Origin of the sequence: Parendozoicomonas callyspongiae, assembly GCF_023502345.1 — a bacterium.
GTDB classification, from domain to species: domain Bacteria; phylum Pseudomonadota; class Gammaproteobacteria; order Pseudomonadales; family Endozoicomonadaceae; genus Sansalvadorimonas; species Sansalvadorimonas callyspongiae.
In genome coordinates, this window is the sequence record NZ_JAMFLX010000014.1 from 77,495 (window position 1) to 92,151 (window position 14,657).

The 14,657-nt window shown below is 50.1% G+C and carries 15 protein-coding genes; 13 read left to right on the forward strand and 2 right to left on the reverse strand.

Going from position 1 to position 14,657, the window contains the following annotated elements:
* Positions 1 to 25: 25 nt before the first annotated feature.
* Both M3P05_RS11590 and M3P05_RS11595 read right to left on the reverse strand, forming a co-directional pair.
* Positions 26 to 652 (reverse strand): hypothetical protein, encoded by a 627-nt coding sequence (locus M3P05_RS11590; protein WP_249699809.1) that lies wholly within the window; start codon positions 650 to 652, stop codon positions 26 to 28.
* Positions 649 to 1,143, reverse strand: coding sequence for a hypothetical protein (locus M3P05_RS11595; protein ID WP_249699811.1), 495 nt, complete (start codon positions 1,141 to 1,143; stop codon positions 649 to 651). Before M3P05_RS11595 ends, M3P05_RS11590 begins: the two co-directional genes overlap by 4 nt.
* 131 nt (positions 1,144 to 1,274) lie before the next feature.
* On the opposite strand from M3P05_RS11595, the gene M3P05_RS11600 reads away from it, so the two are divergent.
* From M3P05_RS11600 to purD, 13 genes are all read left to right on the forward strand, one after another.
* Positions 1,275 to 1,532, forward strand: a complete 258-nt coding sequence (locus tag M3P05_RS11600; RefSeq protein WP_249699813.1) for a hypothetical protein — start codon at positions 1,275 to 1,277, stop codon at positions 1,530 to 1,532.
* Positions 1,505 to 1,924, forward strand: coding sequence for a hypothetical protein (locus tag M3P05_RS11605; protein WP_249699815.1), 420 nt, complete (start codon positions 1,505 to 1,507; stop codon positions 1,922 to 1,924). The genes M3P05_RS11600 and M3P05_RS11605 overlap by 28 nt, the downstream gene beginning before the upstream one ends.
* Positions 1,925 to 2,404: 480 nt before the next feature.
* On the forward strand, positions 2,405 to 2,929 hold the full coding sequence (gene ppa, locus M3P05_RS11610; protein ID WP_249699816.1) for an inorganic diphosphatase: 525 nt from the start codon (positions 2,405 to 2,407) through the stop codon (positions 2,927 to 2,929).
* Positions 2,930 to 3,055: 126 nt separating this feature from the next.
* A complete protein-coding gene (dsbD, locus tag M3P05_RS11615) occupies positions 3,056 to 4,894 on the forward strand; it encodes a protein-disulfide reductase DsbD (RefSeq protein ID WP_249699817.1) in 1,839 nt (612 codons plus the stop codon).
* Between the two features lie 122 nt (positions 4,895 to 5,016).
* Complete coding sequence (gene aroQ, locus M3P05_RS11620) at positions 5,017 to 5,469, forward strand: type II 3-dehydroquinate dehydratase (protein ID WP_249699818.1); 453 nt, start codon at positions 5,017 to 5,019, stop codon at positions 5,467 to 5,469.
* 44 nt (positions 5,470 to 5,513) lie between these two features.
* On the forward strand, positions 5,514 to 5,984 hold the full coding sequence (accB, locus tag M3P05_RS11625) for an acetyl-CoA carboxylase biotin carboxyl carrier protein (RefSeq protein WP_249699819.1): 471 nt from the start codon (positions 5,514 to 5,516) through the stop codon (positions 5,982 to 5,984).
* A gap of 19 nt (positions 5,985 to 6,003) precedes the next feature.
* Complete coding sequence (gene accC, locus M3P05_RS11630) at positions 6,004 to 7,344, forward strand: acetyl-CoA carboxylase biotin carboxylase subunit (protein WP_249699820.1); 1,341 nt, start codon at positions 6,004 to 6,006, stop codon at positions 7,342 to 7,344.
* Between the two features lie 341 nt (positions 7,345 to 7,685).
* On the forward strand, positions 7,686 to 8,573 hold the full coding sequence (gene prmA / locus M3P05_RS11635) for a 50S ribosomal protein L11 methyltransferase (protein ID WP_249699821.1): 888 nt from the start codon (positions 7,686 to 7,688) through the stop codon (positions 8,571 to 8,573).
* 87 nt (positions 8,574 to 8,660) lie between these two features.
* Positions 8,661 to 9,599: a DUF3426 domain-containing protein gene (locus M3P05_RS11640; RefSeq protein ID WP_249699823.1), complete on the forward strand. Its 939-nt coding sequence runs from the start codon at positions 8,661 to 8,663 to the stop codon at positions 9,597 to 9,599.
* A gap of 259 nt (positions 9,600 to 9,858) precedes the next feature.
* Positions 9,859 to 10,848, forward strand: coding sequence for a tRNA dihydrouridine synthase DusB (dusB, locus tag M3P05_RS11645; protein ID WP_249699824.1), 990 nt, complete (start codon positions 9,859 to 9,861; stop codon positions 10,846 to 10,848).
* Positions 10,845 to 11,153, forward strand: a complete 309-nt coding sequence (gene fis, locus M3P05_RS11650; protein WP_249699826.1) for a DNA-binding transcriptional regulator Fis — start codon at positions 10,845 to 10,847, stop codon at positions 11,151 to 11,153. The genes dusB and fis overlap by 4 nt, the downstream gene beginning before the upstream one ends.
* A gap of 229 nt (positions 11,154 to 11,382) precedes the next feature.
* Positions 11,383 to 12,969 carry a bifunctional phosphoribosylaminoimidazolecarboxamide formyltransferase/IMP cyclohydrolase gene (gene purH / locus M3P05_RS11655; protein WP_249699860.1) on the forward strand — a complete coding sequence of 529 codons (1,587 nt, stop codon included), beginning with the start codon at positions 11,383 to 11,385 and terminating at the stop codon, positions 12,967 to 12,969.
* A 347-nt stretch (positions 12,970 to 13,316) separates the two neighbouring features.
* Positions 13,317 to 14,594: a phosphoribosylamine--glycine ligase gene (gene purD / locus M3P05_RS11660; RefSeq protein ID WP_249699827.1), complete on the forward strand. Its 1,278-nt coding sequence runs from the start codon at positions 13,317 to 13,319 to the stop codon at positions 14,592 to 14,594.
* The last annotated feature ends 63 nt before the right edge of the window (positions 14,595 to 14,657 follow it).

Genomic DNA, 14,657 nt, shown 5'->3' on the forward strand with positions numbered 1-14,657 from the left:
GACAGCCCTCCTTGCCGTACAAGCTTCAAATATTCTTGATAATGTTGTCGCCACTTCTGTAGTACTTGGAAATAAACTGCGACATCATTTCGAAAGTCTGGTTGAATTTACCGGATGTTGATTGCAGTTTGGTCATATCTAACTGGGAAGTACTGGTTAAGCTTTCAGTCCAGCCCTTCATATTTTCTATAGCCAGATCCCACTCCCCAGAATTAAGCTTATAAGTTTCATTGGGATTTATTTTCTTGCCACCGTCCCCCCAGGGAATGTCATTTTTTGCAAAGAAATCTTTGACCTCCTGGGGCATTTCTGTGTCTTCCTCTTCTTTTGATCCCTTTTTTGCCGCTCGGGCTTTGGCCATTATCTGATTAGCATTTTTCAGTTTATTGTTTTTGCTCCGCACTTCCTGAACCTGTTCCCGCAAAGTTTCCTCCAGAAGTTCAGCGCGCTCACTCATTATGGCCAGCATAAGGGCATCAAGGCTGGTCTTATCAATAAAGTTCTGGTTCATCGGAGCGCCAGCTGCTGAGTTAATCAGCTTGATGGTCTTCTTCATCATCTTCTGACCCGACATTGGCTGATCTTGCCCTTTGAGAGTTCGATCCTGCTGAATTTGCTGGGCTGACTGGGGACCACCGGTCTGTATGCTCATGACCTAGTTCCTTTTACAAAGCCTTTCTTCTCAAACCACTCACGCGCACTTATTCGAACTCTAGATCTTAGGAACTTATTAATTGGTGCCCCTTTATCCTGTAGCATTTGTGGAATACCCAGCTGTCGAGCAGCCTCTTTAACAAGTCTGCTGCTGCCCCAGTTGAGCTTGTTCGCTCCACCTTCTCCAGCAAGAATATCAACAACCTGCTTCGTCAGAGCATTTTGTACCATCCTCCACTCTCTTGGGCTTAGCGCAGGATCCATTTTCAGTGGCTCTCTGTCTGTCTGATATTGAGGCAAAACCATTAAAATCACTTTCTTTCTGATTTTTTCAACTTGCTCCACACTTAACTGATTACCATCAGGATTTTGCGTCCCTAATGAAGTGATATATTTTTGAGAATCAAAGGCATGAACCTCATCCTGCTCTTTCATCAGAGCCTCTATATCCAGCCCCAGTTCTGATGCTATTTTCATTGCCTCTGGCATGCTTACACCGGGAGGAGGCATATAAGAAGAAATAGGCTGACCAGTTTTCCTCCTCCCTTTGCGAGCAGATATGGAGGCCAGGCGTCGTATTTCATCCTCATCCTCCTCACCAGGAGTAGAAAAGCTTCTTGATGCTGGAGGTCCTGGAGGTCCTGGAGGTCCTGGAGGATCTGGAGGTCCTGGAGGTCCTGGAGGTCCTGGAGGTCCTGGAGGTCCTGGAGGATCTGGAGGTCCTGGAGGTCCTGGAGGTCCTGGAGGAGATGGAGGAGATGGAGGAGATGGAGATGGAGATGGAGATGGAGATGGAGATGGAGATGGAGATGGAGATGGAGATGGAGATGGAGATGGAGATGGAGATGGGTTGTCTGTCAGCATTGGATTATCGATAAACCCGTTAGCAAAAATGATAATGAATGGACCAGCGGCAACAAGTGCAACGGGGAAAACACAACCAACTCCAACACAGGCGAATATTCCAATTAATCCCACACCAGTCTGGAATTTTTTGTTATGCATTAAAAAATCCATCGCAGAAGATGCAACACCGACAGCTTTTTCCCAGAATTTTTTCTTCTCGCCCTCAATGTCCCCTTTACGTTCTTTATTGAGAAGCTCCCCCAACCTTGAGTCAACGTCTGTTGGACCGCCGCCATCATCAATTCTCTCGAGTGTTACTTCTGTACCATCAGGTAAGGTCAGGGGAATTGGGCCATTAGGAACAGTATTAGGCTGGGAAGCGAGTGGAGTTCCCGCTGATGTAATCTGGATGTTGCGATCATGAACAGGCTTATTTGGATCGGAGCCGTTTGGGGTACCAGTTCCCTTGGTGGTTGCATTTGGTGTTGCTACCGAAATACCGCGCCTCCCCCCAAATGATGGATCTGTTCTTAAACCAGGCTGTGCTCTTTCCGTTTGGTGACCGGGTTGATCTCCCACAGGCCTCAAGGGATATGATGTGGTTGGGGACGGTCTAGGTCCCGTTCCTCCAGGAGGAGTAGCCATATTTACCTTCCATGTTTAACTGGCGGGCGCACCATGCCAGCCTGAGTCCATGTCATTAGCTTAGATGACCCAAGTTTAGGGGAGAGGTGTAACTGTCCGATAATTAAGGCATTTATCTGACACTGATCTACCAGAGAATGAGTTTCCAGCCTGCAAAATGTCGAGAAGTTCTTGAAACTGTCAACTTGAGATCTAGCCCACCACTAACTGAGGCTTTATAATTCTGCGGCATTTCGCGCAAAAATAAGGGTTTACTCAGATGAGCTTTAATTCCATCGCCCCCGGAAAGGATATCCCCAACGATATCAACGTAATTATCGAAATTCCGGCAAACAGCGACCCCATCAAGTACGAAATAGATAAGGATTCCGATGCTGTCTTTGTAGACCGTTTTATGTCTACACCCATGTTTTATCCCGCCAACTATGGTTACGTTCCCCAAACCCTGGCTGATGATGGCGACCCTCTGGATGTTCTGGTGGTAACACCCTATCCGGTCGTTCCCGGATCAGTAATTCGCTGCCGCCCGGTAGGCATGCTGAATATGTCTGATGAGAGCGGACAGGATGAGAAAGTTGTTGCTGTCCCCCATGACAAGCTGACTCCACTGTACAGGGAAATTAAAGAGTACACTGATCTTCCCCCGCTCCTGATTAAGCAGATTGAGCATTTCTTCGAGAACTATAAAGATCTGGAAGAAGGCAAATGGGTCAAAATCGACCGCTGGCAGGATGCGGACGCCGCCAGAGAAGTTATTGTGAAATCCGTAAAAGCCTATAGCTAGAGCTTCTTTATTGAGGCAGCAGGATTCCTCCCTGCTGCCTGAACTTTTGTTGTAATTTCGTCTCAATCATTGCAGTTCGGCTCTCCAGCAGCAAAAATATGTGTCGAACCAATGAGAACTGAGCCGATGTCACGAATATCAAGCAACTCTGCCCCAAAAATCATTTCGCCCGCTCACATTCTTCTTTTATTCCTGTTGCTCCTTGGCTCTTTTGCCCAGGCCTCCATTACTTCACTGCTGAGCGGGAATGAAGCAGAACCCGATTTCCTTCCTGTTGAAGAGGCTTTCCAGGTTTCAGGAGAGCTTGATAATGATCAAATCACTATCCGGTTTGCCGTAACTCCAGGCCATTACCTGTATCGTCATATGTTCGGATTTGAGGCTGCAAACCCCAGCTCAACTCAACTTGGTGAACCCTCATTTCCCCAGGGGGTCACCAAATATGACAAGTTTCTGAAACGCGAACTGGAGATATTTCCCTCCGATATTGAAGTCGCCATACCGATCATCACCGAGGATGAATTCCCAGAAATCCGGGTCAAGTTTCAGGGCTGCGCAGAGGCTGGTCTCTGCTACCCCCCCACTACCCAGACCATTATTCCCATAAGCCAGAGTGCAACAGCACAGACAGCTTCTTCTGACACACCACAAGTTGATCAGGGGGAGTTTCTGACATCATTGCTGGATAACCAGAGTCTGTTCAAAACCCTGATTTTGTTTTTCCTGGGAGGCCTGGCGCTGACCTTTACGCCCTGTGTCCTACCCATGATTCCAATCGTCTCGACAATGGTGGCAGGGAGCAAAGGCTCCAGAAGCCACACCATAATGATGATCTCCTGCTACGTGCTGGCCATGTCTGTGACATACGCCCTGGCAGGCATGTTAATGGGCTACTTTGGCGCCAGCCTCAACCTCCAGGCTCGCTTACAGTCTCCATGGCTTCTGGTTCCCTTTGCCATATTGTTTGTCGCGCTGGCCTTATCAATGTTTGGCCTCTACGAGTTGCAGTTACCTGCAAAGCTCCGAGACAAACTGTCGCAGGCTGACCAGAAAGCAACCGGTGAACGCCAGGGTACCTGGCTGGGTGCTGCTTTAATGGGCGTTTTCTCAACCTTGCTGGTATCCCCCTGCGTATCTGCCCCTCTGGCCGGAGCATTGGTCTTTATCAGCAGCACGGAAGATGTGGTTATCGGAGGCCTGGCACTGTTCAGTCTCGGTATTGGCATGGGTACACCACTGTTTCTGATCGGACTTGGAGGAGCAGCCCTTCTCCCCAAGGCCGGAATGTGGATGGATGGCATCAAGGCGATATTCGGCGTTCTGATGCTGGGGGTCGCTATCTGGCTAGTGGAGAGAGTGATTCCTGGCAATATCACCTTGTTGCTTTGGGGTGCCCTGGCAGTTGGCTGCGCTGTGTACATGGGAGCCCTCCATTTCGCCAAACCTCAGAGATGGCAGGCTTTCCGGCAGGCGCTTGGAATTCTACTGCTGATCTATGGTATTTCCCTGTTTGTAGGGGGTATTCAGGGTCAAACAGATCCACTTCGTCCGTTGTCATTCCGCAGTGGGCAGGATCAGAGCATATATAAAAGTTCTGCAAATGAGTTTGTAACAATTACAACCAGCGCCGAACTTACAGAGAAACTTGCACAGGCCCGCCAGCTGGGCCAACCTGTTGTGGTCGATTTTTACGCAGACTGGTGTATTTCCTGCAAAATATTCGATAGAGAGGTCCTTCCAGACCCTCAAGTAGTTGAAGCATTGAGAAATTTTACTACGCTAAGACTCGATCTTACCGAGAACTCCGCCGATCAGAGGGCGATCCTGTCGAAATTTAACCTCTTTGGTCCACCTGCATTTCTTTTTTACAGTAAGTCCGGCCAGGAGCTCAAATCTTTGAGAAAACAGGGCGAAATTGATGAAAAAACCTTCATTTCACTGCTCAAAAACGCAGCCAACTCTTAGAATCGTCTAAAAAAGTCTCGTGAAATTTACGTAACATGCAGATAACGTGCTGTAACATGCATGATCTAGACTCCTGATCATGCATGGGGCACAATGCCCTCTAAAATTGAGAGATACTCAAGATGGCCACCATTCTCGTTCTGCATGGACCAAACCTGAACCTGCTTGGTACCCGTGAACCTGATGTATATGGCACGACGACTCTGGATGACATCAACCAGTTGCTGACTGACCAGGCTCTGGCAGCCGGTCATCACTTGCAATATTTACAGAGTAACGCTGAGTACGAACTGATAGAGCGCATCCATGATGCCGCCCATCAGGGCATTGATTGCATCATATTTAACCCTGCCGCATTTACTCACACGAGCATTGCTCTGAGGGATGCCCTGCTGGGAGTTGGTATTCCGTTCTATGAAGTTCATCTCTCAAACGTACATAGTCGGGAAGCTTTCCGGCACCACTCCTACTTTTCTGATGTTGCAGTAGGAGTCATCTGCGGACTGGGTGCTGCAGGTTATGAGTTTGCCCTGCAGGCTGCCATTCGCAGTCTCGAGCAAAATTCCAAGCCTTAACCCAGACTTCCGTAGCAAGAAAACCGAACAACCCGGGATTGATCATGGACATCCGTAAAGTTAAAAAGCTGATTGAGCTGCTCGAAGAATCCGGCATCGACGAGCTGGAAATTCATGAAGGCGAAGAATCCGTTCGCATCAGCCGCCACTCCAGCCAGCCAGTTCCTGCTCAACAGGCAGTTTACGCAGCTCCTGCTCAAGCTGTTCAGGCTCCTGCACCAGCAGCGGCCCCAGTTGCAGAAGCCCCTGCTGCTGAAGCTCCTGCTGCAGATACTCCTAAAGGTCACCAGGTGCAGTCCCCAATGGTCGGCACTTTCTACCGTTCCCCTTCTCCAAGCTCCGCTCCCTTCGTGGAAGTTGGTCAGCACGTTAAGGAAGGCGACGTACTCTGCATCGTTGAAGCCATGAAGATGATGAACCAGATCAAGGCCGACAAAGCCGGCATGATCGAAGCAGTACTGATCGAAAACGGCTCTGCTGTTGAGTTTGATCAGCCCCTGTTCACCATCGTCTGAGCGGTCGGAAAATCAAGCCATGCTGGAAAAAGTCCTCATTGCCAACCGGGGCGAAATTGCCCTGAGAATCCTTCGCGCATGCAAGGAAATGGGCATCAAAACCGTCGCGGTCCACTCCAAGGCCGATGAGAATTTGATGCATGTCCGCCTGGCAGACGAAACCGTCTGTATTGGCCCCAACAGCCCGACTGAAAGCTACCTGAATATCCCTGCGATTATCAGTGCTGCAGAAGTGACTGATGCCGTTGCCATCCACCCCGGATACGGCTTCCTGGCTGAGAACGCTGACTTCGCCGAACAGGTTGAGCGCAGCGGTTTCACCTTTATCGGTCCAAGCCCTGAAAGCATCCGCCTGATGGGTGATAAGGTTTCCGCTATCAAGGCCATGAAGAAAGCCGGCGTTCCAACCGTTCCCGGTTCTGATGGCCCCCTGAACGATGACCACGAACGCAACCTGCGCCTGGCTCGTGAAATCGGCTACCCGGTTATCATCAAGGCTGCCGGTGGTGGTGGTGGTCGCGGCATGCGTACCGTTCATCGCGAACAGGGCCTGCTGAACGCAATCAGCGTAACCCGCACTGAAGCCGGTGCCGCCTTCAACAACGACATTGTTTACATGGAGAAATTCCTGGAAACTCCGCGTCACGTTGAAGTTCAGATTCTTTCTGACGGCCAGGGCAACGCAATTCACCTGGGCGACCGTGACTGCTCCCTGCAACGCCGCCACCAGAAGGTAATTGAAGAAGCGCCTGCTCCAGGCATTCCTCAGGATAAGCGTGACGCAATAGCCAAAGCCTGTACCGATGCCTGCATTGAAATCGGTTACCGTGGCGCTGGTACCTTTGAATTCCTGTATCAGGATGGCGAGTTCTACTTTATTGAGATGAACACCCGTGTTCAGGTAGAGCATCCAGTTTCCGAAGAAATCACTGGTATTGATATCATTAAGGAGCAGCTGCGTATTGCCAGCGGTGAACCTCTGACCCTGCGTCAGGAAGATATCAAGTTCGAAGGCCATGCTATCGAGTGCCGTATTAACGCTGAAGATCCAAAAACCTTCATGCCTTCCCCTGGCAAGCTGACCCAGCTGCATATGCCTGGCGGTAACGGTGTTCGCGTTGACTCTCACCTGTATAGTGGATACACGGTTCCTCCATTCTACGATTCCCTGATTGCCAAACTGATCGCTTATGGCCCTGACCGCGCAACGGCAATGGCCCGTATGCGTAACGCTTTGGATGAACTGGTTATTGATGGTATTCGTACCAATACACCTCTCCATCAGGAGCTGGTACGTGATGCAGGATTCCTTGAAGGTGGTGTCAGCATTCACTACCTGACCAAGAAGCTCGAAGGCTAACGATTCCGCGAACCAACTAATCATAAAACCAGTCTGCAAGCCTGGCTCAATAATATGCTCCGCCCACTCTCCCACCCCATCCGGCTGGGAGAGTGACAATAACAAGAAAGGCGAACCACCATTCATACTGATACAACTACTGAGGCATCTGCATCAAAGAACAAATAACTTGTGATTAATTCATTCACGCAAATACATATTGCCATCGTTTGACAGCGGCCTCCCCGCTCTCTACCCTCCCCCGTCAATCTATTCCCTGCGCAATTCTGAACCGTTATTTTCTCGGCAGAGCCAGACGCATAACCAAAAACAAACGGTCTTTACGGCCTATTTGAGACACCATGTCCTGGATTCAAATCAAACTAGATACAACTCCCGACAGATCCTCAGAGCTTGAAGACCTGCTTTTGGAGTGTGGTGCCTGCGCTGTTACTCTGCAGGATGGCAGCGACCAGCCTCTCTACGAACCAGATCTGGGTACCACCCCTCTCTGGGATAACCTACGCCTTATCGGACTGTTTACAGCAGATGCCGATATGGAAGAAGTGATCGAACAGCTGAACCAGTCAGCAGCCGGCTCCTTCTCTGCTCACCGGGTTGAAATTGTGGAAGACAAAGACTGGGAGCGCGAATGGATGGAGCACTTCCATCCCATGCAGTTTGGCAAACGTCTTTGGGTCTGCCCCAGCTGGAAAGAAGTGCCCGATGAGAATGCCGTTAACCTGATGCTTGATCCAGGGCTTGCTTTCGGTACCGGCACTCACCCGACAACAGCTTTGTGCCTGAAGTGGCTGGACGCCCAGGATATGAATGGCAAGCAGGTTATCGATTACGGCTGTGGCTCCGGGATTCTGGGCATCGCTTCACTGCTGCTGGGCGCAAAGCATGTTCTCGGTGTAGACACCGACCCTCAGGCTCTGGAAGCTACCCTGGATAATGCCGGTCGCAATAATATCGACACCAGCAATATCAAGATCTGTTATCCACGGGAAACGCCAGAAATACTGGCTGATATTATGGTAGCTAACATCCTGGCTGGCCCCCTTATTTCACTGGCTGAAACCATCGCCAATCTGACCAAGCCTGAAGGCAAACTGGCCCTGTCCGGCATTCTGGAGGAGCAGACTGACGATGTTACAGCGGCTTATACTCCATGGTTTGATATGGAGCCTGCTGTTGTTGAAGATGGCTGGGTTAGACTGTCTGGCATCCGTAAAGCCAGCATTTAACCGGCGGGGTTAGAGTTTACCTGCTAAAACTGGCAGAATGGGACAAGCGTCTTCTGCCAGTTTTGAACAGCGTCATTCTCTGAATCCATGCAAACAACACCAGAAAAAATCGATCAGAAAACCTGGATAACCCGTTGCCCGGAGTGCCATACGGCTTTTCGTATTAATAAGGCACACGTTCAGGCCGCCCATGGCTCTGTTCGCTGCGGTTCCTGCCTGCATGTATTCAAGGCCAGCGAAAATATGCTGACTGAGGATTCCTCTTTTCAGGAACTGATATCACAAAGTCTTTCCAAGCCAGCCAAGCCCAGTCCAACCAATAACACCACAGATACGCCTAAACCTGCACCAGAAGAAGACGATGAAGAGTGGGCAAGGCAGCTTCTGGAAGAGCTGGAAATCAACACGAAGCAGGAGCCTGACTTCACACCAGACATGGAGCAGGAGAAGCCCGAAGATATCAAAGAAGAACCAGCCCCTGCTTCTCAGGAGGAAACACCTTCTCTTGATAACCTGGACAGTGATCCTATCCAGCTGCACTACCAGAAGAAAAATAAACTGCAGCCTGCCCTCTGGTCTATAGCGTCCTTGCTGGCTGTCGTACTTCTGGCTGGTCAATATGTTCAGGCTAATTTCAACACTCTTGCATTTGACCAAAGCACCCGTCCAGCACTGACATCACTTTGCAGCCTGGTTGGCTGCACTGTACCTGAGTTACGGGATTCCACCCTGATCAAAGCCAGCCAGGTTGTTCTGCGCCATGATCAGGAATATCAGAACACTCTCGATATTGATACCATCATCACCAACACTGCCAGCTTTGATCAGGCCTATCCTCCTTTGCGTCTGACGGTTTTAGACAGTGCGGGTAATATAATTGGCTCCAGAATCTTGCAGCCCGAGGCTTATCTTTCAGGTGAAGTGGCTGGGGCCAGAGTTATGGAATCAGAGCAGCCCGTTCATATCTCGTTCCGTGTGATCAGTCCGGGAAAAGGAGCCAGCTCGGTTAACGTTGAGTTCTTGTAATTAACCATTTCTGACTCAGATCAAAACAGGTTGAAAAATTCACCAGCACATCTTGTCATTTGCAGTGATAGCGTCAATATAGAGCCGCCTGATATTTAGACAGTTATCTGGTCGACTGGCCCTGAGGGCTGTTACATATGGCCATTTCGGATGATATGTAAGCAGCTTTATTCATGGGGTTCATCGGGTTAATATACCCAACCCCAATAGATCATTTTTTGATCAGCCAGATCCCGAAACTTTCAAGTGTGAAACCAAGTTGCTAAATATCGGACCTTACCAGATTACCCCGCCAGTTGTTCTGGCTCCCATGGCCGGAGTGACTGACCTTCCTTTTCGCAGGCTGTGCCTGAGACAGGGAGCCGGGCTGGTTGTGTCTGAAATGGTGACCAGCGATGTGCGTCTCTGGAATACCCGCAAATCCAAACTGCGACTTGACCACACAGGCGAACCCGAGCCCCGTTCTGTCCAGATCACAGGTGGCGATCCTGAGATGATGGCAGAAGCCGCCCGCTGCAATGCTGCAATGGGTGCCCAGATTATTGATATCAATATGGGGTGCCCTGCCAAAAAGGTCTGCAACAAAGCAGCCGGTTCAGCCCTTCTCAAGGACGAAGCGCTGGTCAGGAGTATTCTCGAATCCGTGGTTGCGGCCGTAGATATTCCTGTCACCCTGAAGATTCGTACAGGATGGAGCCCCGAACATCGTAATGGCACCACAATTGCCCGCATTGCGGAAGATTGCGGTATCAAGGCGCTTGCCGTACATGGCAGGACTCGCAGCTGCATGTATCGCGGGGAAGCGGAATACGACACCATTGCAGATATCTGTTCAACGGTAAATATTCCGGTGATTGCCAATGGTGATATCAACTCACCAGCCAAAGCGCGCCAGGTTCTGGACCACACCGGAGCCCAGGCGGTGATGATCGGCAGAGCTGCTCAGGGACGTCCGTGGATATTTCGGGAGATATCCCACTATCTGGAATACGGCGAACACCTTCCGGCACCGTCAATGGAAAAAGTATGTGACACTCTGCTGGATCACCTGCAGGACCTGCACAAGTTCTACGGGGAAGTCATGGGAGTTCGCATTGCTCGCAAACATGTTGGCTGGTATCTCCAGGCCAGTGCCGATAGGGAAGAGTTTCGCAGGGCCTTCAACCGGCTGGAAAGCTCAACAGCTCAGATTGCCGATATCAGGGAACATTTTGCGCATTTCATCAAAGGAAAGGAGTTTGCGGCATGACAGTTACCGATTTCACCACTCAGGAAAATGTAACAGGGGCACCACGTCAAAGTCTAAACAGCCCTGTCGCCCAGGAAACCCAGACACTGCGAGACAGTGTTGAGAAGGCAATGAATAACTACTTTGCCCATCTCGATGGCCATGATGTCACCAACGTTTACAACATGGTTCTGTCTGAGGTTGAAGCTCCTCTACTGGAAACCGTAATGACCTACGTGAAAGGCAACCAGACCAAGGCATCCGTGATGCTGGGTCTGAACCGGGGCACTCTCCGGAAAAAGCTGAAGCAGTACGGCTTACTGTAAAAAAGATTCAGAAACAGGCGGATACAATCCGCCTGTTTTGTTTCTGGTCGCTGAAAATCAGGGTTTGGTAGTTAAAAGCTCTGAGATTTTAAGGAATAATAAGAAGCTGCCTTGAGCAAAGAACAGCCTTGGGCTAATAAACAGAGCTTATAAAGGCCTGCCAGGGCGGCAGAGAGCCCAATAATTGCCCGACCTATCCATCAGGTAACAATTTGTGAGTGAAACTGTAATGGCTGAGAACACAGGCATTCGCCCTGTCCGCAGAGCACTTATCAGTGTGTCCGACAAACAGGGTATTGTTGAATTCGCCCGACGCCTGGCATCCCTCAATATAGAACTACTCTCCACTGGCGGAACATTTCGCCTGCTGCAGGAAAACCAGATTCCGGTCACAGAAGTCTCCGATTACACTGGTTTCCCTGAAATGATGGATGGACGGGTCAAAACGCTGCATCCGAAGATCCATGGAGGAATTCTGGCCCGCCGGGGACAGGATGATCAGGCTATGGCAGACCATGACATCACCCCGATCGATATGGTTGTGGTCAACCTCTACCCCTTCGAGAAAACCATAGCGAATCCTGACTGCACCATTGAAGATGCCATTGAGAATATTGATATCGGTGGCCCGACAATGGTTCGTGCAACCGCCAAGAATCACAAGTACACGGCTATTGTTGTCAACACCAACCATTACGACAATATTGCCCGCACTCTGGAAGCCCAGAGCGGACTTGATGACACTTTACGGTTCCAGCTGGCTGTAGAAGCCTTTGAGCACGCAGCCGCCTATGATGGGGCGATTGCCAACTATCTCGGCAGACTGAATCCGGAACAAACCAGCCAGAAAACAGACTTCCCGAACACCTTCAACACTCAGTTTATTAAGTCGGCAGAAATGCGTTACGGGGAGAACCCCCACCAGAAAGCAGCCTTCTATACCGAGCGCAAGCCACTGGAAGCCAGCATTTCTACAGCGTCCGTACATCAGGGCAAGGCACTTTCATACAACAATATTGCAGACACCGATGCAGCCCTGGAATGTGTGAAAGGATTTGAGCAGCCTGCCTGTGTGATCGTGAAACATGCCAACCCCTGCGGTGTTGCAATCGGTACTGACTGCCTGGAGGCCTATGACAAGGCCTATGCTACTGACCCGACCTCGGCCTTTGGTGGCATTATCGCTTTTAACTGCCCTCTTGATGCAGTGACAGCAAGAGCCATCCTTGATCGTCAGTTTGTGGAAGTCATTATTGCTCCATCACTGGGCAATGGCTGTGAAGAGGTTCTGGCAACCAAGCCAAACATTCGTGTCCTCACCTGTGGAGAACTTCCTTCAACACCCAGCCCGTTCCTTGATTACAAACGGGTGAATGGGGGGTTACTGGTTCAGGATGCAGATATTGCCCGTATCGGTGCTGACGATTACAAAATAGTCACTGAACGACATCCGACAGATGATGAAATGCGCGACCTGCAATTCGCCTGGAAGGTTGCTCGTTTCGTTAAGTCCAATGCCATTGTCTACTGCAAGAACAATCAGACCATTGGTGTTGGAGCCGGCCAGATGAGCCGGGTTTACAGTGCCAAGATCGCAAGTATTAAAGCTGGTGATGAGGGCTTAGAGGTTGTTGGTTCCGTTATGGCTTCTGACGCTTTCTTCCCCTTCAGGGATGGCATTGATGCCGCTGCAGCAGCTGGTATCTCTGCTGTTATTCAGCCCGGTGGCTCAATGCGGGATCAAGAGGTGATTGAAGCCGCCAATGAAGCAGGAATGGCCATGGTATTTACCGGAATGCGCCACTTCCGTCACTAGATTATATTGACGTAAGTTTGTGCGATTCAGTGGCTCAGAAAGCCGCTAATCGCAAGAAAGGCTTGTGAAGGTGTAGTGGTTCTACATCGAGCAAACCTGACGCAGCGAGTGGCGGCTTTCTGGGCCACCCGCAGGGCGTCAGTGAAGCTTTCCAGCTCGTCGTTGCAGCCGTTTGAAAGACAACCAGTCTTCCTTCACGTCTGCGTCTAAGTCTGAAAAGCCTCACTGGTGCTGAATGCATAAACTTACGTCAACAGAACCTAAAACAACAAGAAAATAACTCAAATTTAATCGCTCGCTATGGCGGCTCCCTGCCGCCATATGATTCAGATAATAAGGGATTCACTATGAATATTTTGATTATTGGCAGCGGGGGCCGCGAACATGCACTGGCATGGAAGGCTGCACAGTCTCCCCTGACCTCAGAAGTCTTTGTAGCTCCCGGCAATGCTGGCACAGAGCTGGAACCCAGAGTTTCCAATGTAGCCATTGATGTAACGGATGTCGATCGACTTGTTGAGTTCGCCAAAGATTCAGGCATAGACCTGACCATTGTTGGCCCGGAAGCCCCCCTTGTTATCGGTGTGGTTGACCGTTTTCGTCAGGAGGGCCTGACTATCTTTGGGCCAGACAAAGGTTCTGCACAACTTGAAGGCTCCAAAGCCTTCACCAAGGATTTTCTCGCCCGTCACAAGATCCCCACTGCTGCTTATGCCAATTTCACTGAAATCGAACCTGCCGTTGCTTATGTCAAACAACAGGGAGCACCAATCGTTGTTAAGGCAGACGGCCTTGCAGCAGGTAAAGGTGTAATTCTTGCCCAGACAGAGCAGGAAGCTATTACCGCAATTGAAGATATGCTGGCGGGCAATGCTTTTGGTGAAGCAGGTCACCGTGTTGTTATTGAAGAGTTTCTTACCGGCGAGGAAGCCAGTTTTATCGTTATGGTGGATGGCAAGAATGTTTTGCCGCTGGCCACCAGCCAGGATCATAAAGCCAGAGATAATGGTGACATCGGCCCGAATACCGGCGGCATGGGCGCTTACTCACCTGCTCCAGTGGTTACACCCCAGATGCATAACCGCATTATGGAAGAGGTGATTTATCCCACTGTTCAGGGAATGGCAAAGGAAGGTTATCAGTACTCCGGTTTTCTTTATGCAGGCATCATGATCACACCGGACGGCACCCCCAAGGTTCTGGAATACAACTGCCGCTTTGGTGACCCGGAAACCCAGCCTATCCTGGCCCGGATGAAATCCGATCTGGTTGAACTCTGTCTGGCTGGTACCAACGGAGAGTTGTCAGGCAAAACCTGCGAATGGGATTCCAGGGCCTCAATGGGAGTTGTCATGGCTGCAGGAGGTTATCCTGCCAGCTATAACAAAGGGGATGTCATCCACGGGCTTAACAGTGACATGGATGCCCTCGTTTTCCATGCAGGCACAACCCTTGATGACGGTAATGTCGTTACTAACGGCGGACGTGTACTCTGCGTAACAGCTTTAGGTGTAACTGTTTCTGAAGCCCAGAAAACCGCATACGAGGGTGTCAGTAAAATTTCCTGGGATAACTGCTACTACCGCACTGATATTGGCCACAAGGCCATTGCCAGAGAAAGTTAAGTACAAACGAGATGAATATAAAAACCGGGAAAGTTTCCCGGTTTTTATATTCACAGAAATCAG